Source organism: Candidatus Moraniibacteriota bacterium, from assembly GCA_016699385.1.
Lineage (GTDB): Bacteria > Patescibacteriota > Minisyncoccia > Moranbacterales > UBA1568.
In genome coordinates this window covers 1,034,231-1,056,788 of record CP064974.1, presented here as the reverse complement: position 1 = coordinate 1,056,788, position 22,558 = coordinate 1,034,231, and the positions used below count along the sequence as shown (strand labels likewise).

General features: G+C 45.8%; 21 protein-coding genes, 1 tRNA gene and 1 pseudogene. 13 read left to right on the top strand and 10 right to left on the bottom strand.

All coding sequences use genetic code 11. The features are described from left to right. Positions 1-257: 257 nt before the first annotated feature. The 7 genes from IPJ67_05160 to IPJ67_05130 all read right to left on the bottom strand — a co-directional run bounded on the left by IPJ67_05160 (position 258) and on the right by IPJ67_05130 (position 8,481). Positions 258-1,406, bottom strand: a complete 1,149-nt coding sequence (locus IPJ67_05160) for a hypothetical protein (GenBank protein ID QQR77482.1) — start codon at positions 1,404-1,406, stop codon at positions 258-260. A gap of 583 nt (positions 1,407-1,989) precedes the next feature. Continuing rightward, positions 1,990-2,775, bottom strand: a complete 786-nt coding sequence (locus IPJ67_05155; GenBank protein QQR77481.1) for a hypothetical protein — start codon at positions 2,773-2,775, stop codon at positions 1,990-1,992. A 220-nt stretch (positions 2,776-2,995) separates the two neighbouring features. Further along, positions 2,996-3,178 (bottom strand): hypothetical protein, encoded by a 183-nt coding sequence (locus IPJ67_05150; GenBank protein ID QQR77480.1) that lies wholly within the window; start codon positions 3,176-3,178, stop codon positions 2,996-2,998. Between the two features lie 10 nt (positions 3,179-3,188). Beyond that, positions 3,189-5,546, bottom strand: a complete 2,358-nt coding sequence (locus tag IPJ67_05145; protein ID QQR77479.1) for a DEAD/DEAH box helicase family protein — start codon at positions 5,544-5,546, stop codon at positions 3,189-3,191. Between the two features lie 23 nt (positions 5,547-5,569). Next, a complete protein-coding gene (locus IPJ67_05140) occupies positions 5,570-6,757 on the bottom strand; it encodes a restriction endonuclease subunit S (protein ID QQR77478.1) in 1,188 nt (395 codons plus the stop codon). After that, complete coding sequence (locus IPJ67_05135) at positions 6,754-8,220, bottom strand: N-6 DNA methylase (protein ID QQR77477.1); 1,467 nt, start codon at positions 8,218-8,220, stop codon at positions 6,754-6,756. Before IPJ67_05135 ends, IPJ67_05140 begins: the two co-directional genes overlap by 4 nt. Positions 8,221-8,271: 51 nt before the next feature. Further along, complete coding sequence (locus IPJ67_05130; protein ID QQR77476.1) at positions 8,272-8,481, bottom strand: helix-turn-helix domain-containing protein; 210 nt, start codon at positions 8,479-8,481, stop codon at positions 8,272-8,274. A 63-nt stretch (positions 8,482-8,544) separates the two neighbouring features. On the opposite strand from IPJ67_05130, the gene IPJ67_05125 reads away from it, so the two are divergent. The 8 genes and pseudogenes from IPJ67_05125 to IPJ67_05090 all read left to right on the top strand — a co-directional run bounded on the left by IPJ67_05125 (position 8,545) and on the right by IPJ67_05090 (position 15,465). Continuing rightward, on the top strand, positions 8,545-9,960 hold the full coding sequence (locus IPJ67_05125; protein ID QQR77475.1) for a hypothetical protein: 1,416 nt from the start codon (positions 8,545-8,547) through the stop codon (positions 9,958-9,960). A gap of 112 nt (positions 9,961-10,072) precedes the next feature. Next, a complete protein-coding gene (locus IPJ67_05120) occupies positions 10,073-10,360 on the top strand; it encodes a hypothetical protein (GenBank protein ID QQR77474.1) in 288 nt (95 codons plus the stop codon). Positions 10,361-10,365: 5 nt separating this feature from the next. Beyond that, positions 10,366-10,551, top strand: coding sequence for a hypothetical protein (locus IPJ67_05115; protein QQR77473.1), 186 nt, complete (start codon positions 10,366-10,368; stop codon positions 10,549-10,551). A gap of 9 nt (positions 10,552-10,560) precedes the next feature. Further along, complete coding sequence (locus IPJ67_05110) at positions 10,561-10,809, top strand: hypothetical protein (protein ID QQR77472.1); 249 nt, start codon at positions 10,561-10,563, stop codon at positions 10,807-10,809. Between the two features lie 45 nt (positions 10,810-10,854). Beyond that, positions 10,855-13,062: a toprim domain-containing protein gene (locus tag IPJ67_05105; GenBank protein ID QQR77471.1), complete on the top strand. Its 2,208-nt coding sequence runs from the start codon at positions 10,855-10,857 to the stop codon at positions 13,060-13,062. 41 nt (positions 13,063-13,103) lie between these two features. Beyond that, positions 13,104-13,712 (top strand): hypothetical protein, encoded by a 609-nt coding sequence (locus IPJ67_05100; GenBank protein QQR77470.1) that lies wholly within the window; start codon positions 13,104-13,106, stop codon positions 13,710-13,712. 127 nt (positions 13,713-13,839) lie between these two features. Continuing rightward, positions 13,840-14,307 (top strand): annotated as a pseudogene (locus IPJ67_05095) (recombinase family protein). Positions 14,308-14,613: 306 nt separating this feature from the next. Continuing rightward, positions 14,614-15,465 (top strand): zinc ribbon domain-containing protein, encoded by an 852-nt coding sequence (locus IPJ67_05090; GenBank protein QQR78046.1) that lies wholly within the window; start codon positions 14,614-14,616, stop codon positions 15,463-15,465. On the opposite strand, the gene IPJ67_05085 is transcribed toward IPJ67_05090, so the two are convergent. The 3 genes from IPJ67_05085 to IPJ67_05075 all read right to left on the bottom strand — a co-directional run bounded on the left by IPJ67_05085 (position 15,427) and on the right by IPJ67_05075 (position 17,342). Beyond that, a tRNA-Asn gene (locus tag IPJ67_05085) sits at positions 15,427-15,498 on the bottom strand. The genes IPJ67_05090 and IPJ67_05085 overlap by 39 nt on opposite strands. Before the next feature lie 151 nt (positions 15,499-15,649). Further along, on the bottom strand, positions 15,650-15,904 hold the full coding sequence (locus IPJ67_05080) for a HypC/HybG/HupF family hydrogenase formation chaperone (protein ID QQR77469.1): 255 nt from the start codon (positions 15,902-15,904) through the stop codon (positions 15,650-15,652). A 91-nt stretch (positions 15,905-15,995) separates the two neighbouring features. Continuing rightward, a complete protein-coding gene (locus IPJ67_05075; GenBank protein ID QQR78045.1) occupies positions 15,996-17,342 on the bottom strand; it encodes a sigma-70 family RNA polymerase sigma factor in 1,347 nt (448 codons plus the stop codon). Between the two features lie 340 nt (positions 17,343-17,682). Between IPJ67_05075 and IPJ67_05070 the strand changes: the two genes are divergently transcribed. The 5 genes from IPJ67_05070 (at position 17,683) to sufS (ending at position 22,558) form a co-directional block, all read left to right on the top strand. Beyond that, positions 17,683-18,111, top strand: coding sequence for an Rrf2 family transcriptional regulator (locus IPJ67_05070; protein ID QQR77468.1), 429 nt, complete (start codon positions 17,683-17,685; stop codon positions 18,109-18,111). Between the two features lie 9 nt (positions 18,112-18,120). Continuing rightward, positions 18,121-18,837, top strand: a complete 717-nt coding sequence (locus IPJ67_05065; GenBank protein ID QQR77467.1) for an ATP-binding cassette domain-containing protein — start codon at positions 18,121-18,123, stop codon at positions 18,835-18,837. A gap of 397 nt (positions 18,838-19,234) precedes the next feature. Further along, positions 19,235-20,716 (top strand): Fe-S cluster assembly protein SufB, encoded by a 1,482-nt coding sequence (gene sufB, locus IPJ67_05060; GenBank protein QQR78044.1) that lies wholly within the window; start codon positions 19,235-19,237, stop codon positions 20,714-20,716. Positions 20,717-20,726: 10 nt separating this feature from the next. After that, positions 20,727-21,335, top strand: coding sequence for a SufD family Fe-S cluster assembly protein (locus tag IPJ67_05055; protein ID QQR77466.1), 609 nt, complete (start codon positions 20,727-20,729; stop codon positions 21,333-21,335). Beyond that, positions 21,332-22,558, top strand: coding sequence for a SufS family cysteine desulfurase (sufS, locus tag IPJ67_05050; protein ID QQR77465.1), 1,227 nt, complete (start codon positions 21,332-21,334; stop codon positions 22,556-22,558). Before IPJ67_05055 ends, sufS begins: the two co-directional genes overlap by 4 nt.

The following is a 22,558-nucleotide window of genomic DNA, read 5'->3' as shown; positions in this document are numbered from 1 at the left end:
AGGATTCCTCTTGACTCTATTCCTCACCATACCACCACAATACCAAAACAAAAACCAAGCCTTCCGTCGAGTCTCTGTTTTTTCGATCGAAATATGTGCCCCGCTTGGTAAATGAATTGCGAACTCTGAATTGGAAATATATTCAGAAAAGCGCGGAGTGGTTGTAGGAAATGAAAGCAGAAAAATTTTAATAGGGTGATCGAACATTTGTTCGACCACCCTCTGTGTGTATCCCGTATCCCCAAGTCAGCAAGCAACTAGGTTGTGGCGGGCGCAAACTCTCTTCTCATTTTGACCCAGTAAGGATTCCGTTTGACAATGTTCTCGTGCTCGAGTTCGACGAGACCATTGCGCAGAACGCGAGCAGCATTCTTCATGACATCCTGTTCACAAACATAATCAACGTCATGATCGATTCCCTTCGAGAAAAAGCATCGATTCCCGCCCAAAGAACAGACGGCGTACGCCATCTTAAACCCGGAGGACTCACCGTGAAATCGTATCGTCGAATCGTCCCCGGAAGCGATGGTGCCCCGACGACGCGCCATGTCTCCTGTCTCCGTATCTTTGTCCCACAATAACTTCGCGGTAACCGGCAGCCCATGATATGATCCGACAACGACACCAGACTCCATCTCTCGATGCTGTCCAATGAAGTCCTTCACGAGTTCCTGTTGCATCCAAACCGCGTCGTCGATCCAATGAATCGTCGGCATATAATGCCGAAGATCCGACAACTCTACCGCCATATCATAGTCTCTGGAGTATCGCGGAGTCACCACACGGAAAAGCCGGTAAAACCGATGGAAGCAGAGTCTGGAAGTAGCTTGAGCAGAAAGCTCCTCCAATGTTCGCGTCGCCTCCTCGTGCAATTCATTGTCACTGCGACCAATCGCTACCGGTCGAATCCCGAGACAATCGCCAAAACGTTGCAGTTTCCATTCAGCCTTGGAAAAACCAACACAAATGGAACGCTCATCATTCCAGTCACTCCGTTTGGCCAAACTACCAATACGTTTGATTCCAAATGGTCCGTCAGGCCAATTATTCTCACAAAATTCGCTCTCAATGAGACGTTTCCCAAGTTTCCCCCATTGATCTCTGTCCTTTGCGCCATCCTGCACCGAAGAAGTGGCATAGAGACGAAGCATATCCTCTAACGCCGACGTGCGTGTCCCCTCTCTGAAACTGAAAGCATGTCCGACAAGATAGGGATAATACGCCCTGATACCGGTCAGCTCAACGCCATGATCGCTTGTTGTATCTGTTGTAAAGAACTCGTTGTCTTGTTTCATCTCAAACTCTCCAAGAGGAGTGCAATGAAGACGATCGCTCGTCAGCCCCTCGGTCGCCCGACGGGATAAAGCAGGACGATCCCGCCTTACCACAAGATTGACGCAGCGCATCAACCCAAGGTAGGCATGATCAAAAGAAGTTACACTCTACCAAACAACCATCGACTCTATCAATAATCCGTTAGAGATAAAAAACCATATCACCCAATCGAGACAAATATATAGAATTCAGGAATGATTTATGGATTTCTCTCCAATCTTCCAAACGTCTTTCTCTTGAATCGGTTTGGTTATAGTCATACTTTTTAGTGAATACTATGCGATTATTATAGTCTATTCACTACTTTTTGTCAAAAACTGTACCATTGCACCGTCAAGTTTACACTTCCCAATTCCCGGAGCCGCTCCATCGGTGTATTCCCATTCATCCCCAGTCCTCAGTGTTTCTTCTGGGCCAATAAAATGGTTCAGCCACCTCCTTTGACCCCTTCTTCTCTTCCGCAGTATATATCCTTCCTCAAACAAAAAACACACCCTCTCGGACGTGGTTTTCGTTTGCTCCCATTGGCGCAAACGTACTTGGAACTTTGAATTGGCGAGAAATTGTGAATACGATGAAAGGAATCGGGTGGGCTTGGGCATAAAAAAAGCCCTGACAGTCAAGTTGTCGGGGCCACGCAAACGCGCTAATTTTCTAATGTGTCTGATGTGCGGCAATGGTCGAGAGGTATGGACCAAGCCGTGGAAGGTGCTCCAGTAAATACCGTTCCGCTCCCGGAAATCCAAGGCGATCATCCAACGAGCCACCCGACGAAGAAGACACTCGCAATGCCGGATCCGCAGAAACGATGCCGAGCTTATACTGGAGGAAGCTATCTGTCGTCATATGCGAAACGAGGTCTACACCATCAACACTTCCATCTCGCCTTATTGATATGGACGCAAAGCCTCTTTCTACAACTCCAACCGAGTCATTTCGCATCGGAAACACCAAATACAACTTGTGATTTCCTCCGGACGACTCAATGAGCAACAATGCCTTCAAGGGCAACGTCCCACTCTGTCCAAAAACCTCCGCCCCATCCGGTTGGGTACAGCCACACCCTTTGTGTCGCGGTAAGCCATAGACTACCACCACCGAGACGGTATCGGAATCGAAGTAGACTGGAGAAAAAGACGACGTACTATCCCCATTGACTACCGAAGAATATACGCCGGTTTTTTCGGCCGAGGAAGCAATATCTCGCATACCGACAGCAATAGGTTCGATGGCGTCCGAGAACTCACGCAAGCTTCTGCGCCGGATAACATCATCGAGGAGTTTTTCTGCGGATTCATATCCCTTCCTCCGAAGCTCTTGCTGGTAGAAAGAGCTTGGACTCACTCTTAAAGAGTCTACATATTGGTCGACAGTCGATTTCAGCTCACCATTCTCAATAAGCCGGTCGAGGGTTTCCAGAACACTTTGTGCCCGTGCCATTTTGTCACCTCGCAAGCATAATCATTAACTTAAGGAACCATGGTGTCCATTTGGACTTCATACCCTAACAAAGATCTCCAACTTTGTCCATCCTCACAAATAAAAATAAAACAAGCCTTATTTTAACCTCGTTCTACCCTGCTCCGCCTACTGAACACTATTAGAACCTCTATACAGGAGGATAAGGAGTCAAAGTTCTACTACTTCGGGCTAAAGAGGTTTATGGAACAAGGCGTGTAAGATTTACCCCACCCTGTTTATCACTATTCTTTTCTTTCATCCAACTCTCAAAGATGATTTCCCCGAGTATTCGGCACTCATCCCTGATTTGTTCAACTTCGGCGTCGGTATATTCTTTGCCATCATCTCCCAAGAGTTTTCGGGCTTCTTCTATTGAAAGCATAGCTCAACAATCAAACACTCATTCTCTCGTATTGGCGGACATTATCGCTTTTATACAAGAACGGCTGGAAGTTAATGAATAACGAGCTGATATTTATAACCTCTCCCAATTCTTCCTTTGCATCCTCAAGAGACTGATACTTAATCTTCAACAAGTCTGGAAGTTTCTCTTGGTCAAGCTCCTCAACTCCTGTTTCAATGTATTTACTCAGCACAAACTCAATAAATTCCTTTTGCTTACTACTAAGCTTGGCGAATATCGTTGATTGCGCACCAGCTACCCTCATTTCCCTTGTAATTGGCTTCACATCGCTATTGAATACATATTCAAGAACATCAAAAAGGTCGCTCTTCTCAGCGTCAATGAGCTTCTGTAAATTGGTCAGCTCGTCCTTGCCATACCCTGCGACAGCCAAGCGTTCTAGGAGATTTTTCCTCGTTATGGGATTGCTCCAGATTTCTCGTAATTCATCCTCACTCTGAAAGAATTTCGGCAACTCACCAAAGAGGTTATGTAGAAATTCCTCCACCGAAATAGGCTTCCCATCGGCACTCCAAAATGAAGTGGCAATCATATGCTGTATTTCCAACTCTTTCCCGTTTGATAGCTTTACCTTCACTTTTTTAGGCTTTGTTTCAGTCTCTTCTTCCTTTGCCTTCTCTTCCCTTGGCTCCTCTACACTCTTTTTTGGTTCCTTTTCCGTTGTTTCTAATTCTACGGGTTCGCCATCCCACTCAGGGTCTGCGAAATGATGATAGGCATCTACAAAATCGTAGATGGTAAAAAACTCTTTGCCATCAAATAACCGTGTTCCACGCCCCACTATTTGCTTGAACTCAATCATCGAGTTTATTGGTCGCATCAGGACGATATTGCGGATATTCCTCGCATCCACTCCCGTTGATAGCTTCTGAGAAGTGGTGAGTATAGTAGGGATGGTCTTTTCATTGTCCTGAAACTCTCGCAGGAACTGCTCCCCTATTTCTCCGTCATTGGCGGTAACACGCACACAGTAATTTGGGTCGGTGCTTTTCTTGTATTGGTTTACCAAATCACGTACGGCGGCAGCGTGGTTTTGTGTAGCACAAAAGATAATAGCCTTTTCATTTTGGTCGGCTTCATCCATAAAAACCTTCACACGCTTGACTTCTCTTTCTTTTATCTCAATAATTTTATTGAAGTCAGCCTCCTCGTACCATCTCCCTTCTTCAATTTCCCCTTCAACAATTTGGTCATCACTTGTGAAAATATATCTATCCAAGGTAGTCGAAATACGCTTCACCTTGAATGGAGTCAGGTATCCATCATTGATACCCTCCTTGAGAGAGTAGACATACACTGGCTCGCCGAAGTATCTATACGTATCCACATTATCTTTACGCTTTGGCGTGGCCGTCAAACCTAACTGGACTGCTGGAGAAAAATACTCCAAAATCCCCCTCCAGTTCCCTTCGTCATTCGCTCCGCCACGATGGCACTCATCTATGATGATGAAATCAAAATAATCGGCAGGATACTCTCCGAAATAGGGGGCAGGTTTCCCTTCAGCATCCGTGCCACTCATAAATGTCTGAAAGATAGTGAAGAAGATGCTGCCATTGGTCGGTACGCTCCCCTTCTTGCTGATTTCTTTGGGACTGATGCGCACCAAAGCATCTTCGGGAAATGCTGAGTATGCAGAAAACTCGCCGAAGGCCTGGTTAGCAAGGTTATTCCTGTCGGCCAAAAAAAGTATCCGCGGTCGCCTGCCACCATCACGTTTCAGATTCCAGCGTGACTGATACAGCTTCCAGGCAATTTGAAAAGCAATCGAAGTCTTGCCCGTTCCCGTTGCCAGAGTTAATAGTATCCGCTCTTTATTGTTGGCTACGGCCTCCAAAACATTATTGACGGCAATTTCCTGATAAAAGCGCGGGGGCTTTGTTTTGTTGATGTCTTCAAAAGGTACGAGAGAAAACCTATCCCTCCACTCGTTCTGGTCTGAAAATGTTTCATTCCAAAGCTCGTCAGGGGTTGGGTATTTTTCAACTACGCCCCTGTCATTACCAGTCATCCCAATACTGTATATTTCTCTTCCGTTCGTGGCATAGGCTGTCTTCAGGTCTAGTTTCTCAGCATATTGCTTGGCTTGCGCAACACCCTCCCCGACTTCCAATTCATCGCTCTTGGCCTCAATCACAGCCAACTTAACGCCTTTGTAGACAAGGATGTAGTCAGCAGTGAGCTTCTTCGCTCTTGCTCCTCCCGCCTGAATCTTCCCCGCGGTTATATGGTATTCACGAAGAATTTTCGAGCCATCAATCACGCCCCAGCCACTGGATTTCAATACTGGGTCTATGAGTTCAGCTCTTGTCTCTGCTTCATTCATATTTTTATTGTAATGGTAATTTTTTACAGCTCACCGTTAAATGCTTTTTGCAAAATACTTTTTTTCAACTCTTCTAAATCTTTTATTTTTTGTTGATAAATGGCTTCGAGTTTTTTTGTTTCTGCCGAAAGGGCATCTATTTTTTTAAGGATGTTTTTTTGTTCTGCAAGAGATTTCGGGAATACAATTTTTATTCTTGTAAGGTCACTATTATACAGCCTCGCAATTGTAGCTCCTTTAGATGGTTGCCAGTCACAAAATTCATAGAAAACATACAGGTAATCATTCAAAACTTGCTTTTCGTCATTATCAATCCAAACAATATTTGAATCTTGAAAGAAAGCAGGTTCACCATTATACCTAACGCGTCTACCTATAGTACCTGAAGCAGAGATGAGGATGTCTCCTTTTTTTGGAAAAGAATACTTAGTGCGAAACTCATTATATATATCTCTAGAGATAAAAGCGTTAGGTGCTTTACCAAAAGTACCAATTTTGTAAAAAGGAATATCACCAGTTGATGAAGTTTGGTGTTTTAATATTCTTTTGCACATTGAAGGTTTTCCTATATCCCCCAAGGTCTTCTCTTCCCAATCATCTCCTTTTTTCTCAAACACCCCCTGTAAATAACTTTCAAAAAGTTCTTTGGCGTTTTTGAGGTTTTGTTCAGCATTGGCTTTAGCTTTTTCTACATCAGCAAGAGCTCTATCCAAAATGGATACGATGCGTTTTTGTTCTTTTAATGAACTTGGGAAAATAATTTCAATTTCTTTAAGCTTGGCTTTATTAAGTGTTTTTCCCTTCACCTTAACATCTCCTTCCGCAGCCAAATTCCAATCGAAAAATGACAAAAATTGATACAAGTAATTTATATCAATTATTTTTTTGTCTTTTATAACCAAAGCAGCGATAGCTTCATTTGTATATAAATCCTTGCCAGCGAAAGCGAGCCTACCTAATGTTAATTTGAAACTAACGAGCAGGGTGCCCTTTTCAACCAACTTTGATAATTTAGTTGCCTTATCAGAGATATACTCCTTGCTGTCAGATACAACATTTCCATTAACATTCAATAAATCCGCAATGGACAACCAAACATTTCTTGTTTCTTTTTCTTTGTCCCAAAAAGACTCATCTCCCCTGTAGGGAGTTTTACCTAATTCTATCGAGCATATTTCGCCTAATTTTTTTGTTTCCCAATCTTGTTTCATATCATTTTCAAAACTGAGTTCAAAATATCGGCACTTTCCTTGTCGAGCTTTTTCATCTCTTCCGCTATTTCTTGTGGCTGACGTAAAGTAGCCTCAGCTTTTTTGTGAGGATTTTTAGCCCCTAAATCAAAAGTTTTCTGATTCACATCCGCCACATCCACAGCCCAGGAATTATCACTCTCGGCCTTGGTTTTCTGTAATTTCACGAAATCAGCCAAATCTTTTTCGCTTAATGCGTTGGTCTTCCCTAGATTCCTATCCAGATTCAACTGATAAAACCAAACCTTTTTGGTCGACTTTCCCTTTTCAAAAAATAATACCACCGTCTTCACGCCAGCTCCCGTAAAAGTTCCCCCTGGCAAATCCAATACAGTATGCAAATTACAATTCTCCAGCAAAAGCTTGCGCAAACTCACTGAGGCATTGTCCGTATTGCTCAAAAAAGTATTCTTGATAACCACACCAGCCTTGCCACCCGCTTTGAGTTTTTTTATAAAATGCTGAAGAAAAAGAAAGGCAGTTTCGCCAGTTTTAATGGGAAAGTTTTGTTGCACTTCTACCCGCTCTTTCCCTCCAAAAGGCGGGTTGGCGAGTACCACATCATAGCGGTCTTTCTCTTGAATATCGGCAATGTTCTCAGCCAAAGTGTTGGTATGTACAATGTGCGGAGCCTCTACTCCGTGCAAAATCATATTCATCGTGCCAATGATATACGCCAATGATTTCTTCTCACTACCGTAGAATGTATTTTTTTGAAGAGTTTCAATATCCTTTGGAGTAAGATTTTCCTTTTTTCCCTTACTTTCCATTAAATAACTAAAAGCTTCACATAAAAAGCCAGCACTGCCGACTGCACCATCATAAATCTTGTCTCCGATTTTTGGAGCCACTACCTTTACTATGGTTTTGATAAGCGGGCGCGGTGTATAGTATTCACCTCCATTACGACCAGCATTGCCCATGTTCTGAATCTTGGCTTCGTAGAGATGGCTCATCTCGTGCTTTTCAGCATTCGTTCTGAATCGGAGCTGGTCAATGAGATTGATAATTTCACGGAGATTATAGCCACTATGGATTCTGTTTTTTAGCTCACTGAAAATTTCACCGATTTTGTATTCAATGGTGTCGGCGCTTTCAGCGGAAGCTTTGAATTTCTTCAGATAAGGAAAAAGCTGGATATTCACGAAGTCAACAAGGTCATCCCCTGTAAGCGCTGTCTGATGGTCGAGCTTACCATCTTTGTTTTTCGGCATCGCCCAATTATTCCAACGAAACTCTGGTTCAATTATGCTTTCGTATTTCTTGCCAGACAGTTCGGCGGCTGTCTTTTTGTCCTCCTCTAAATCATTGAGATATTTCAAAAACAATACCCAGGAGGTTTGCTCAACATAATCCAGCTCACTGCTACACCCAGCGTCTTTGTGTAAAATATCGTCTATATTCTTGAAAGTCTGTTCAAACATATTCAAATCGTAATCTTAATGTTTTTTAATAGTAATTTGTACGAAGGATGGCTACTTTTTTTCAAGAAATTTGAGAATATCCTCCTTGTGATACCGTCGCATACGTTTTTCCCCAATACGAATAGCGGGCAAAATGCCTTTCGCATCCCATTGACGAAGTGTGTTTGGGTGCACTTTGAGCATCTCGCAGGCTTCTTCAAGGGTGAACAGTTCTGGAATCTCCTCACTGCCGATTTTCTTGTCTGTCATTGATTTTTTCATACTATTTGATACCATTAGTATACACTGAATTAGTGTTCGGTCAAAAATGAGAATGAAAATTATATGCCAACCTACGATATAAAACCCCTCTTTACTCCAGAAATAGACACTTTTCTGAGGGAGCTCTCCGATGAAGCCAAGAAAAAGCTATGGAAAGTTGTAAATGCCCTCCGTCTTTCTCAGGAGCTAAGTGGCTCCAACGAATTCCCTCTTCCCTTGGACAAAATTAAGCGAAATAAGGCTTCGGATGAAGACGCTCGGGAAGGGTTGAGTAATCTTCATGAGAGAAAAATTATCGAAGTCACTTATCGACTGAAAGTGAAGTATAGACCAGACGAGTATGTGACAAAAACAATCGTTGAATTACCCGATATTTTTTCTTACACTGGAACGCGAGTTCGGATTGACAAAGACAGATTCGCTTATCTTGAAGCGAAGCTGAGGCCTATCATTCACCCCGAGCTCGCTATTCAGAATTTGAACAAAATTGAAGATACTATTCGAGAAGAAAATTGCATTATTTCCAGTCGCGCCCTGAAGCTCGTAGCCAGAGAAATAGATTCACTGGAAGGACTAAAAAGTCACTCCGAAATGGCAAGATTCCTCCAGGAGTGTGGTGTAAGTAGGGATTTATACAAGGGACTGCTTTTATTGGAAGATTTTAAGATAGACATCAATGACGTATACAGCGCAAAGAACATACGACAGACAATGAGGAGACCCCTCCCCGCTCCTACCGAGTCAGACTACAAAAAATACAGCCGAGCGATGTTTTTTTACAGGATTCTTCTTTTTTACTCCTGCACTTCAGTAAAAGACCATGTCATCCTTTTTAAAATCCTAGAAGGTATTGTGCATCCACTCTTCTTTGAGGGGGATGTGGTGAAGGCGCACGAATTCCAGGAAAAACTCAATGTCTATCTCATTCATGCGGGATTTTTTCTGCAAGACGGCAAGGTCTACAAGGCAGGAGGAAAGACCGAATCCAAGCTCCCACCTTTGCGAGCACTGTCGCCAGAAGTTAAGCAACGAATACAGGGTCAAGTTACTGTGATGAAAAGAATTGTTGCTCGAAATGAGGAAAGAGAAAAGATAGCCGAGGAAGTCTTGAAACGCATTCAAAAAATGCCTTCGGTAACTTTGCCTTTAAGAAATGATAAGGAGAAGCTTCGTTTTTACCCTGAGACTGGCGACATTACTCTAAGAGACGAGCGGGGTGAGGTAAACCAAGGTAGTAAGGGCTTTGCCCTCCTTACCATTATGGACGGGAGCAAGAACACTCCATTCACTCTCGAAGAGATAAAAGGCGAGGGCAATCCTTTGGTGAATAATCATGTTCACTATTTCAAGAAGGAGAAGGATGTAGATGACACGATTCGCTTACTTAAATCCAAACTCAAAGTAGGGAAAAGGGCTTACTTTCCAATAGAAAAGAAGGGTGTAAAAGAAAAGAAGAAGTGGATATGGATTGAAAAGTAACATTCACTTTCTTCACTGCGGTATCCGCAAATCATTCACAATCATAGAGTCAAGGCACAACGCTTTGGCTTTTTTCTTTGCCGAAGTGGCCATAATCATTAACAAAATTACTATGGCTACAGCAGAACCCAGAGACCAGGAGCTGGAATACATTCCCCTGGACGATAAGGAACATTATTTCTATAGCCATGACCTAGGCGGGAGCGCCGCCCTGGTGCATCTAGGATTTGAGCTTGTTTCTCTCAACAGAGAGAACCCCAGAAAGGTTCAATTCATTTTTCGCCGTGACCCCCTCATAGAGGATGCCCTCAAAGAATATTGGGCAGACAAGCTCTCTCTTGGAGCAAGAGGGTTTTTTGACACGATAAAAATGCTCAAAAACCGAATTTACAGCGAATAAACCCTATGCCCTCGGACAAGCACATCGCCAAGTTCCAAGAACTCTACCTCAACCGATTCAAGAAAGAAATCGGCGTGGAAGAGGCGCGTGAAAAACTGGCAGCGCTTGTCCGCTTCCTCAAAATTGTCCTGAAGCCGATGGACGAGGAAGAGTTCCGCGAACTAGAACGACGCCAGAAAATTACCCAATAAGCAAACGCTATGAAATCAATTGAAAGACGATTCAAAAACATCATGGAGAAGAAACCATTTTGGAGTTCCTTCATCTGTTTTGCCGAGGCAGTGAAAGGACAACATTTCACCCGACCCATCCTGCATCGTTGGTTCCAAAAACTCGTGCAAAAGGACGACTATGCTCAAAGCGATAAAAGAGTCCTCTTGCGTCATCTGGACTGCCTTTCAAACCCCTTGAAGACGACAGAAACTGGGGGTAAAACTGACCGCCAGTGAACATAATTCCGTAGAGCATACCAATTACTCTCTAACCATAATTTTATGACCCCACAGACCATTAGCGAATATCTCAATGAAAAAAACATCCCCTACACCGAGCGGGGAAATGAACTCATCACCAAGTGCCTTTTCAGTTCCTGCGACCAGGACAGCCGAGAGGGAGAAGCCCATCTGTATTTCAATAAAGAGACGGGACAATACGACTGCAAGAAATGTGGTGCGAAAGGAAACCTCCTTACCCTGAAGAAACACTGCGGGGACAGTTCAGGGACACCGAGAACGCCCAAGCAGGAGTTCAGCGTAGAACTCATGGAAGACTGCTATCAGAAACTGCCCTTGGGTATCCGCCAATATCTCAATGCGCGTGGTATAAGCGACGAGACTATCACACGGTTCAAGCTCGGCTATGGAACTTTTTATCGCAAGAAGTGGATTACCATCCCCATCAAAGACACCTTTGGAAACTACGCCTTCTTCAAGCTCCGCCAAGACCCCAACTTCGGAGATGACAAAATCACCTATCCCAAAGGGGTAAGCGCCCAACTCTACGACTGGGAAAACCTCTCAAAACCTGGCATTGATAGACTCGTTCTCTGCGAGGGAGAGATGGACAGATTGCTTTTGGAGTCCAAAGGTATCGCTGCCGTAACTTCTACGCACGGCGCGGGAACTTTCAAAGAGGAATGGGCGGAACACTTCAGCCAGTTCTCTAATGTTTTCGTTTGCTACGACAATGATACGGCAGGCAAGAAGGGAGCAGAGCGAGCAGCGGGATTGATTGCAGAATTGAATGCACCCGAAACTCATATCATCCATCTCCCTGAAACACTGGGGGCGGGCGGAGATATCACCGACTACTTCACCAAACACAGCGGGACGACGGAAGAATTGCTTTCACTAGCAACGCCCTATCCTGAAAAGATTGACCCTGCACACTTCTCCCCCCTTTCCTCTCAAGACCTCGCCAATATCCTCAATCTCACCATCAAGCACGATGTAGAAAACAAGATAGCTGCGTTCCTCTGCGAGCTATCCGCCTATTCTGAAGATTCACAATTCAATATCAGCTTCAATGCCCCCTCCTCCACTGGTAAAAGTTATATCCCGACCGAGATAGCACGACTCTTCCCCGAGGAGGATGTGATGGAGCTTGCCTATTGTTCTCCCACCGCCTTCTTCCACGATGCAGGAGAGTTCAACAAAGAACTGCAAGGCTATCTCGTAGACCTCTCGCGGAAAATAGTCATCTTCCTAGACCAACCACATAGCAACCTTCTCGCTCATCTGCGTCCGCTCCTCTCTCACGACAAGAAAGAAATCAATATCAAGATTACCGACAAAGGAGAGAAGCACGGACTCCGCACCAAGAACATCATTCTACGCGGTTATCCATCCGTCATTTTCTGCACGGCAGGACTCCAGATAGATGAACAGGAAGCAACTCGTTTTCTCCTTCTTAGCCCCGAGATAAATCAGGACAAAATCAGGGAAAGTATTTCGCAAGCTGTGAGAAAAGCATCCGATAGCGACGCATTCAATGCTTGGCTGGAAGAAGACCCCGAGCGGGCGCTTCTCAAAGAACGCATCCGTGCTATCAAGCAAGCGAATATCCACGACATAAAGATTGATGCGGAGAGTGCGGTGAAGGAACAATTCCTCTCACAATGTAAAATGCTCAAGCCTCGCCACTCACGCGACATCAAACGCCTCATCTCTATCATCAAGTCATTCGCTATTCTCAATCTTTGGTGGCGAGAGAAAGAAGGAAAAACAATCATTGCTAACGCAAGCGATGTGGATGAGGCATTCAAACTCTGGGCAAAGATTTCCGTGAGCCAGGAACTCAACCTTCCGCCCTATGTTTACGACCTCTATCAAGAAATCATCCTCTCTGCTTGGAAAGAAAAAAATGATGGACGGAGTGCGAGTTTTGAAGACATAACAGGCAAGCTCGGCATCACCCGCCAAGAAATACTACAAAAGCATTACAAAGTCCACGGAAAGATGCTGGATAATAGTCTACTTCGGATGCAGATACTCCCGATGCTGGAAACAGCGGGACTCATCACCCAGGAACAAGACCCAAACGACAAGCGGAAAATCCTCATCTTCCCTGCTACCACTCCAGAGAAAGAAAGCGTTGAAGGAAACAGTGAAACGGGGGGTGGGGTAAAAGATGATGAAAAACTGGCGATTGAAATGGCAGTGGAAATGCTCGGCGGAACAATTGTTGAAAGCGGACTCGATTAAAACAGTCTATTCTCAAATGATTTCGGTAAAAATATCTCAATATGGGCAGATGGTCATATGGTGGAAAAACAGAGGCTGATGATGTAAAGAAAATCAAAGCGAGCTTCTTGAGAAAGCACGAGTATTTCTGCGGATGGCGCTCTGGTACTATCACTTGGACAAGCGGCTGGTCTGAAAATAAAAGTAGTGTTGGGATTGAGGTATCTACGATGAACGGCGAAAACTATCTTCGCATCCACTATACCCAAACCGACCACTCTACAGAGGAGAAGAAGGACTTTGACTACAAAATACCACTAACGACAACTCCCTGCCGCTATGGAGGCAAGCGTTTCTGGTTCATCTGTACGTGGTATCAAAGCGGTAACTACTGCGGGAGGCGCGTAGGAGTGCTTTATAAGGATGGAGACTACTTCGCCTGTAGGCATTGCTACGACCTCACTTACAGCTCGAAAAAACAGAACAGAAGTTATCGCTACCATCCACTCTTTTCCATCCTTGATATAGACCAAAAAATTGAAAAGCTGGAGGAAAAGATAAAGACACCCTACTACCGAGGGCGCCCAACAAAGAAGCAACGGCGACTTGAACGGCTCTACAGACAGGCTGGCTTCCTCTACGAGAAATCCAAGAAATCTGGTATAATATAGATGCACCCAGCATATTACAATCCTACGATTTTATTTTGTCCTGAAAAGGCGGTTCTGCCGACAAAAGCCTTCGTAGGTGTATGTTGGGTGCCAGAGCCGCCTTTTGAGTATCCAAAATTATAATTATATGAACAACCAACAAAACAGTGATGCGAACCGCTACTTCATCTATGCTCGGAAATCTTCCGAGAGCGAGGACAGGCAGATGGCATCCATTGACTCCCAGATAGACGAGCTGACAAAACTGGCAGAAGAAAACAATCTGAATGTCGTCAAAGTTTTTTCCGAATCAAAATCGGCAAAAGCTCCAGGGCGTGAAGTCTTTGCGGATATGATGCAACGCATCAAGAAGGGAGAGGCGGACGGTATCATCTGTTGGAAACTGAACCGCTTGGCACGAAATCCGATTGATGGCGGAGAAGTGAGCTGGATGCTGCAACAAAATATCGTGAAGCATATCTACACTTACGGCAGAAGCTACTATCCTACTGATAATGTCATCGTGATGGCGGTAGAGCTAGGAATGGCAAATCAATTCGTGCGGGACTTGAGCGTGGATGCCAAGCGCGGACTTCGTTCCAAAGCGGAGCGTGGCTGGTATCCTTCCTTTTCAACCATCGGCTATATCCACAATCCCCTCAAGAAGAAAGGCGATAAAGAAATCACCAGAGATGAGGAACGCTTTCCACTCGTAAGGAAAATGTTTGACCTGATGCTGACAGGAAACTATACACCGCCCAAGATTTTAGACATTGCAACAAACGAGTGGGGCTTGCGAATGAAGAATGGTGGAAAAATGACGAGAAGCACTGCATATCGTATCTTCACCGACCCCTTCTACTATGGAGAGTTTGAATACCCAAAGAAAAGCGGCAACTGGTATCAGGGGAAACACGAGCCGATGATAGAGAGGGGCGAATACGACCACATTCAGGAACTTTTGGGGAGGAAAGGCAACCCGCGCCTCCGAACCTATACCTTCGCCTTTACAGGGATGATTCGCTGTGAGGAGTGCGGATGTCTTATCACGGCTGAAAACAAAACCAAGCACCAGAAAAACGGCATCACCCGACACTATACCTATTACCACTGCACCAAACGAAAAGGTTTGTGCAAGCAGAAAACCATACGCGATAATGAGCTGGAAGACCAGATAATGAAAGAGTTGGATGCTATTGCCATCCCCCCAGAGTTCAGGGAGCTGGCGATGAAAATCATCGGGGAAGATAGTGGGCGAGAGTTCTCTGACAAGAAGACAATGATTTCATCACAACAGAAAGCCTACAATACTTGCGTAGCAGAGTATGACGGACTGGTAACAATGCGAGCTAAAGGACAGATTGATGAGGAAACCTTCCTCCGTAAGAAGGCTGTTTTGGAAACAGAGAGGAAACGCCTGATGGGGTTGTTGGAAGAAACAGACAAAGCGGTTGATGACTGGTTGGAGCGGGCAGAATACCTCTTCAACTTTGCCGAGGTTGGGAAAATCCGCTTTGAACGAGGGACGATTGAGGAAAAGAAAGATGTGTTGTCCTATCTCGGTTCGAACCTTCTCTTGAAAGACAGAAAACTGCGCATTACAAGGAAAAATGAGCTTATCACGATGGAAGAGTTAGCAAAAGAGGAAAAAGCAATTCGAAATCGGTTAGAACCTCTCAATTTGCCCTTAGATGCAACAAAACTCTGGGCAGAATATGCCCAGAGTCCTATGATGCTCCGGCGGCAGGATTCGAACCTGCGACCTGGGGATTAACAGTCCCTCGCTCTACCGCTGAGCTACGCCGGAATATGATAGTGGAAAGTCGCTTCCTCTGGCGACTTTCCACAGTAGTATAGGCAACCACGCCACCTTTTGCAAGCAGTCTGGAAACCAGAAAGAACAATCTTCCTAAGAATCGTGAAATAAGAATGCCTCATCCTGCCTACATACCTCTTTCCTAAGCAGCATAAGGAACATCGCTTTCGAAATTATCCGCATTTGAGGCGTACTCCTTCATGAGAGCAAGCGTTCTCTCTGCTTCTTCGATGTCCATCTTTTCCAAGATAAATCCGGTATGGACAATCACATAGTCGCCAACTTTCAAACCGTCTATGAGCGCTGCAGAAACCGTCTTTCTGACACCGCCCATCTCGACAACTGCCCGTTCACCTTCCAAGAGGTCGAGTACTTCGACTGGAATCGCAAGACACATAGCATGCTCCTCTCCGGAAATATCCGGAAATTGGGATTGGAGAAACAACGAAAACATTAACAAAGAACAAGAACCTACGCTGAGAAAAGTTTCAATAATCCCTCAGCTTCTTCACAATATCGTGATCCCGGATCTTCTCAAGAGCTTTGGCTTCAATCTGACGGATGCGTTCGCGCGTCACGCCAAATTCCTGTCCTACTTCTTCAAGCGTGTGCACGATGCCATCCTCGAGACCGAAGCGGATTTTGAGAATTTTTTGTTCGCGAGGTGACAGCTCTTCCAAAACCTCGGCGATATGACCCGAGAGGAGCTTCCGTGCCGCCGATTGGTTTGGCATGATTGTCTCAGTGTCTTCGATGAAGTCGCCCAAAACACTCTCATCATCGTCCGAGCCGACACTTGTCTCGAGTGAAACGGTTTCTTGGGAAATTTTTTGAATATGGCGAATTTTCTCCACTTCAACACCCATTTCGACAGCGATTTCCTCAGGGAGCGGTTCGCGCCCAAGCTCTTGCACGAGGCGACGCGTCACCTGGGAATACTTGTTGATTGTCTCCACCATGTGGACAGGGATACGAATGGTGCGCGACTGATCAGCAAGTGCGCGCGTGATTGCTTGGCGTATCCACCACGTTGCATAGGTCGAAAATTTGAAACCTTTACGGAAGTCAAACTTCTCCACCGCGCGAAAAAGTCCGATATTTCCTTCCTGCACGAGGTCGAGCAAAGAGAGATTGTGCGATCGTCCGACATATTTCTTGGCAATAGACACGACGAGCCGAAGGTTTGCTTCGGTAAGTCGCTGCTTTGCCGAAGCATCACCCGCTTCCATCGCTTTGGCGAGTCGTACTTCTTCCTGTCCGGAGATAAGCGGCACACGCCCAATTTCCTTGAGATACATCTGCACGAGGTCCGATGAATCACCAGCACCCTCCTCAGGACGATCGACACCACCCATAAGAGAAGTGGTCTCTTTGGCTTTCTTCTTTGATTTTCCTTTCTTGTCCGAAAATGACTCACCGATTTTGTCGGTCTCGAGTTTCAGCATGTCGTTCGAATCCACGACTTTGACACCGCTCGTCTCAAATTTTTCGTAGAGATTCTCCAGGTTCTCCAAATCTTGCTCAATATCCGGCAAAATGTGAATGATTTCATCCTCGGTCACGAAGCCCCGCTGACGCCCACGAAAAAGAAGCTCTTCAAACGCATTGGCACGTTTGGTTTCCTTCTCTTGTCTCTTCACTTCACGGTCTTTCTTTGTAAGCGGTATTTTTTTCTCAACTGGCACACGCTGTTTCGAAGCGGGTTTCTTTGGCGACAATTTCTTCGGCGCCTTCTGTTTCACAGTCGATTTCTTCAGCGGTTTCTTTGATACCTTTGTAGAGGGCTTCTTCTTTGTATGACTCACTGAAGCAGAAGTTTTCCGAGGAGATTTCATGTTTTTGTTCTTGAGATGCTTCATGGAAGTTTTCGATTGCTTGGAAGTTCCTCGGGATGAACGCTTCGCCGACCGCAATACGGGCTTCTTCTTTGAAGGCGAAGCTTTGCGATTCTTCTTTGGCGAAACAGTACGAGAAGCTGGTCGACGCGCCATAGGGTAAGAGAAAAAAGAAAGAGACTGTTCTCAATGTATCATCTTCTATTCCCAAGCATGAACCAGCTTTATCCTACACGAGAGTTCGAGACGAGTCAAAAGATTACCTTGACACAATCGATGTTCATCGCGTATACTCCAAATCGGACTGAAAGAGTCCGTTTTTCAAACCTCAACCCTCTTTATGCGAATATCTCGGAAGGCATCTTATGGACTGAGCGCTCTCGCGGCACTCACCCGACATCCGCGCGGTTGCTCGGTACATGTTCTCGCCCAAGAAGAGCATCTTCCAGAGGACTACCTCGAGAAAATTCTCCAGCACCTGAAGCGAAGCGGGTTCGTCGTATCCGAAAAGGGCGCCCATGGTGGCTATACCCTCGCAAAGCCGCCCCAAGAAATCACTTCCTGGGACATCATCGAGACACTCGATGGTGGATTCAAAGAGGCTCTACATCCCGCATTCTCTGGCATACTCTCGCCCTGCCCCGTCATGACACACTGTCAGACCAAAAACGTCTGGGAACAACTCGAGAGCACGGTCAAGAATACTCTCTCTCGCGTCACGCTCGCCGATCTCGTACCTCAAGAAGCTCGTACAAAACAGTTCGTCTAACATTTCTTTATGCTTGAAATCAGAACCCTCACCGCCTCAATAGGAAACAAGCCAATCCTCAACAATATCTCTCTCTCATTTGAGATGAGCAAAACCTACGCGCTCCTCGGACCAAATGGCTCTGGAAAATCAACACTCGCAAGCACCGTGCTCGGACACCCCAGCATACAGGTGCACGAAACATCAGACATACTCTGGGACTCACAATCAATACTGCCGCTCTCTCCAGATAAACGAGCGAAGCTCGGTATCTTTGGTTCCTTCCAATCACCGCCGCCACTTCCTGGCGTCTCCATCTTTGCTCTTCTGCGATTTGCACTCCCAAAAGCAAGTGCGCTCGAAACACGTCGGCAGGTAGAATCCTATGCAAAGCAACTTGCTATTCCGACAACCCTCCTCCATCGCGGTCTCCACGACGGCTTCTCGGGCGGGGAAAAGAAAAAGTTCGAAGCACTTCTCTGGGCGCTCCTCATGCCAAAAATTTCCTTCTTTGACGAGCTCGATACCGGTGTCGATGTTGATGCGCAGAAAACTATCGGGAACTTTCTCAAAACGCATCGCTCAGCAGAACAAACTTTCGTCTTCATTACGCACTCATTTGCATTTCTTGACCTCCTTCCACCAGATGAAACACTCGTTATGGGAAATGGGAAAATTGTAAAAACCGGAGACGGATTGCTTGCCCGACGGATTATCGAAAAAGAAGGATTTGAAGAAAAAAGGTAACCATATGAAAGATCTGGTTGAAATCTTTAATAAAATACGAGACATTCCTTACAAAATTGCAACCTCTCCCGGCGAGAAGGATTTTTCTTGTTCCGGAAAACATATACAGCTCAAGAAAGCCTTTGAGAAACTTGGCTATACATGTCGATATCGAGTGTGCAGTTTTACATGGAACAGCCTGAATTTACCGGAGACGCTATTGACAATTCCTCATGAGAACGAAAGTACTCATGTGTATCTCGAAGTAAACATTGACGGAGACTGGGAAGATATTGATGCAACATGGAATACGGGACTCGAGTTAGTACTTCCTGTCAATATGTGGGATGGGAAATCAAGCACTCAAATAGCTGTTCCTCTCATAAAGAAATTCTCTCTCAAAGAGAGCCTTCAAATAATGACCAACGAAGACAGTGAAATTTCGAAAGATCACCTGAGGAAAAATGAGGAGTTTTACTGCGCACTGAATACATGGCTGGAAAAAAAGAGAAGCACTCCTCTCGATTTCGATTATTCGTTCGGCTTTTCCATGCCGGAAGTTTCGTCACACAAAATAAAGCCTGGACTCACCAAGAAAACTGTCGAGGAGATTTCCCGCATGAAGAACGAGCCCACGTGGATGAAAAACTTCCGTCTCAAAAGCTATGCGCTCTTCAAAAAGAAAAAAATGCCAATCTGGGGACCCGACCTTTCTGACATAGATTTCAAAAACATCACCTACTACTTGCAAGCAACCAAAGACCGCTCAGCATCATGGGACGAACTGCCAGATGAGATCAAAGAAACGTATGACCGCATCGGTGTCCCGGAAGCAGAGAAAAAATATCTCTCCGGCGTCTCGGCGCAGTATGAATCCGAAGTCGTCTATGAAAGTATGAATCGCGAGCTCGAGAAGCTCGGAGTCATCTTCTGTGATATGGACACCGCTGTCAGGAAATACCCCGAGCTCGTGCAAAAATACTTTGGCACACTTATCCCTCCGCAAGACAATACCTTTGCTGCACTCAATTCCGCTGTTTGGTCGGGAGGATCATTTGTCTATGTGCCCAAGGGCGTCAAAGTCAATCTCCCCCTTCAAGCGTATTTCCGCATCAATGCCGAGCGCTTCGGACAATTCGAGCGAACGCTCATCATTGCCGACGAAGGAAGCTTCGTTCACTACACCGAAGGCTGTACCGCACCTATTTACTCAACCAACTCGCTTCACGCCGCCGTCGTCGAAGTCTTCGTCCACAAGAATGCGCGCGTCCGCTATACCACCGTGCAAAACTGGAGCTCGAATATCTACAACCTCGTCACCAAACGCGCCCGTGCCGAAGCGCACGCCGTTATGGAGTGGGTGGACTGCAATATCGGAAGCAAGGTGACTATGAAATATCCTTCTGTCTATCTTGTCGGCGAAGGCGCGCACGGCGATATGCTCTCAATCGCCCTTGCGAGCGAGGGACAAACTCAAGACGCCGGAAGTAAAATGTACCATCTGGCACCCAACACCACATCGCGCATCCTCTCCAAATCCATTTCCAAAAACGGCGGACAAACCTCGTATCGCGGACTCGTGCATATCGGGAAAAATGCGAGCCACGCAAAAACGAATGTCACCTGCGACGCCATGATTCTCGATGCAATAAGTCGCAGCGACACCTATCCTACGATGACCATCGACCGAAGCGACGCAACCGTCGAACACGAAGCGACCGTCGAAAAAATTGGCGAAGAAAAACTCTTCGCCCTCGAATCGCGCGGCGTCGTCCAGGCCGATGCCGAGGGACTTCTCGTAAATGGATTCATCGAACCAATATCCAAAGAAATCCCCCTCGAATATTCCATCGAACTCAATCGTCTCATACATTTCGAGATGACCAAGAAGATTGGTTAATACATTCTCTATGCAATTCTTCAATCTCATCAACACCCGTGCTCAAAAAATTGTGCTCCGCCGCGAACAGCGCGTCTTTTTCTTTTGGAATGAGTCCCGACACATCGAGTTTTCTTTCGAAAAGCCCGGCACTACTGCGCGCATATTCGCGCTCTTTATAGGAAATGACACTGATGCATTTACCCTCTCCGTTATTCAAAATCACAAGAAGTCCGATACCAGCTCATTCCTCACCGTCCTCAGTATCCTCGACGGACACGCACGCCTCTCCTATGACGGACTCATCCGCATCGAAGAAGGAGCCGTTCGCACAGATACTGCACAAACCAATCGCAATCTCCTCCTCTCTGAACACTCACGTGCGAGCACTTCGCCGAGACTCGAGATCCTCGCCGATGACGTTTCGGCACGCCATGCTTCCGCAACGGGCACAACCAATCTCGACGCACGTTTCACGCTCGAAACGCGCGGTATAGAACGAATCTCTGCCGAGAGACTCCTTGCCGAAGGAACACTCCGAAACTTCTTCGACGAAATGCGCACATATACTCGCGACCCGGAAGTAGATGCACTTGAAAAAGAAGCGCTTGAAAAATTGAGCATTCATCCACACATATGATCCACCCGGAAACAATACGAGCAGACTTCCCTGTCTTCACGCATCATCCTTCCCTCATCTATCTCGATTCAGCAGCAACATCACTAAAGCCGCGCATTGTCATAGAAAAAGAACGTGAGTATCTCGAGAAATATCCGGCAAATATATCACGCGGTTTGTACGAACTCTCCGAACGCGCAACGAGAGAATACGAAAAAACCCGCGATGCGGTTGCAGAGTGGATTGGCGCAGAAAGGAACGAAATTGTCTTCACAAAGGGAACAACCGAGGCTATCAATCTCCTCTCATACACTCTCGAAAATACCCTCTCAAAGAAAGACTCTGTCGTCGTCACCAGCATGGATCATCATGCGAATTTCCTTCCCTGGCAGGCTCTGGCATTTCGAACCGGCACACAATTCAAAGTCATGCCTGTTTCGGAATCGGGAGATATCAACCAAGAGATACTCAAATCCTTCGTCGATAAAGACACGAAAATATTCGCCTTTCCACTCATTTCAAATGTGCTCGGTTCTCTCGCTCCGGTCCGAGCCATCGCCAACACTGTCCGCGCACTCGCACCAGAGGCGCGCATCATCCTCGACGCCGCTCAAGCCGCTTCGCATATGACGCTCGATGTAGAAGCGCTTGGCGTTGATTTCCTCGCGCTCTCTGCACACAAATGTTTTGGCCCAACCGGTGTCGGTATTCTTTGGGGAAAATACGCGCTTCTCGATTCGCTTCCGCCCTTCCAATATGGCGGCGATATGGTAGAAAACGCTCGTATCGAAGGGTCGATATTCAAAAAACCGCCCTATCGATTTGAAGCCGGCACGCCAAACATTTCCGGCATCATCGCCTTCCGCGCCGCTATTGAGTATATACAGTCGATTGGCATGGAAGCAATCCAAGAACACGAACACGCTCTCGCACGATACGCGCTCGAAACACTCCACCAACATTTCCCAGATATCCACATACTTGGTCCGCATGATAAAGAAATGCAAAGGAGTCTCATCTCATTCTCACTGCCGAGTATTCATCCGCACGACCTCGCAGAAGCACTCGCGCGAGAAAATATCTGTATTCGCGCCGGAGCTCACTGCGCACATCCGCTCCACAGCGCTCTCAATATCCCCGCCTCCGCGCGAATGAGTTTTTCGATATACAATTCGAAAGAAGACATCAATCGTGCTATAGAAGTTATGAAAGAGACTTTTCTCATTTTCTCAAAAAAGAAATAG

Coding starts and splice junctions, on each gene's coding strand:
- IPJ67_05160 (QQR77482.1), bottom strand. CDS start 1,406: ATGCGCTGCGTCAATCTTGTGGTAAGGCGGGATCGTCCTGCTTTATCC.
- IPJ67_05155 (QQR77481.1), bottom strand. CDS start 2,775: ATGGCACGGGCACAAAGTGTTCTGGAAACCCTCGACCGGCTTATTGAG.
- IPJ67_05150 (QQR77480.1), bottom strand. CDS start 3,178: ATGCTTTCAATAGAAGAAGCCCGAAAACTCTTGGGAGATGATGGCAAA.
- IPJ67_05145 (QQR77479.1), bottom strand. CDS start 5,546: ATGAATGAAGCAGAGACAAGAGCTGAACTCATAGACCCAGTATTGAAA.
- IPJ67_05140 (QQR77478.1), bottom strand. CDS start 6,757: ATGAAACAAGATTGGGAAACAAAAAAATTAGGCGAAATATGCTCGATA.
- IPJ67_05135 (QQR77477.1), bottom strand. CDS start 8,220: ATGTTTGAACAGACTTTCAAGAATATAGACGATATTTTACACAAAGAC.
- IPJ67_05130 (QQR77476.1), bottom strand. CDS start 8,481: ATGAAAAAATCAATGACAGACAAGAAAATCGGCAGTGAGGAGATTCCA.
- IPJ67_05125 (QQR77475.1), top strand. CDS start 8,545: ATGCCAACCTACGATATAAAACCCCTCTTTACTCCAGAAATAGACACT.
- IPJ67_05120 (QQR77474.1), top strand. CDS start 10,073: ATGGCTACAGCAGAACCCAGAGACCAGGAGCTGGAATACATTCCCCTG.
- IPJ67_05115 (QQR77473.1), top strand. CDS start 10,366: ATGCCCTCGGACAAGCACATCGCCAAGTTCCAAGAACTCTACCTCAAC.
- IPJ67_05110 (QQR77472.1), top strand. CDS start 10,561: ATGAAATCAATTGAAAGACGATTCAAAAACATCATGGAGAAGAAACCA.
- IPJ67_05105 (QQR77471.1), top strand. CDS start 10,855: ATGACCCCACAGACCATTAGCGAATATCTCAATGAAAAAAACATCCCC.
- IPJ67_05100 (QQR77470.1), top strand. CDS start 13,104: ATGGGCAGATGGTCATATGGTGGAAAAACAGAGGCTGATGATGTAAAG.
- IPJ67_05090 (QQR78046.1), top strand. CDS start 14,614: ATGATAGAGAGGGGCGAATACGACCACATTCAGGAACTTTTGGGGAGG.
- IPJ67_05080 (QQR77469.1), bottom strand. CDS start 15,904: ATGTGTCTTGCGATTCCAGTCGAAGTACTCGACCTCTTGGAAGGTGAA.
- IPJ67_05075 (QQR78045.1), bottom strand. CDS start 17,342: ATGAAATCTCCTCGGAAAACTTCTGCTTCAGTGAGTCATACAAAGAAG.
- IPJ67_05070 (QQR77468.1), top strand. CDS start 17,683: ATGCGAATATCTCGGAAGGCATCTTATGGACTGAGCGCTCTCGCGGCA.
- IPJ67_05065 (QQR77467.1), top strand. CDS start 18,121: ATGCTTGAAATCAGAACCCTCACCGCCTCAATAGGAAACAAGCCAATC.
- sufB (QQR78044.1), top strand. CDS start 19,235: ATGACCAACGAAGACAGTGAAATTTCGAAAGATCACCTGAGGAAAAAT.
- IPJ67_05055 (QQR77466.1), top strand. CDS start 20,727: ATGCAATTCTTCAATCTCATCAACACCCGTGCTCAAAAAATTGTGCTC.
- sufS (QQR77465.1), top strand. CDS start 21,332: ATGATCCACCCGGAAACAATACGAGCAGACTTCCCTGTCTTCACGCAT.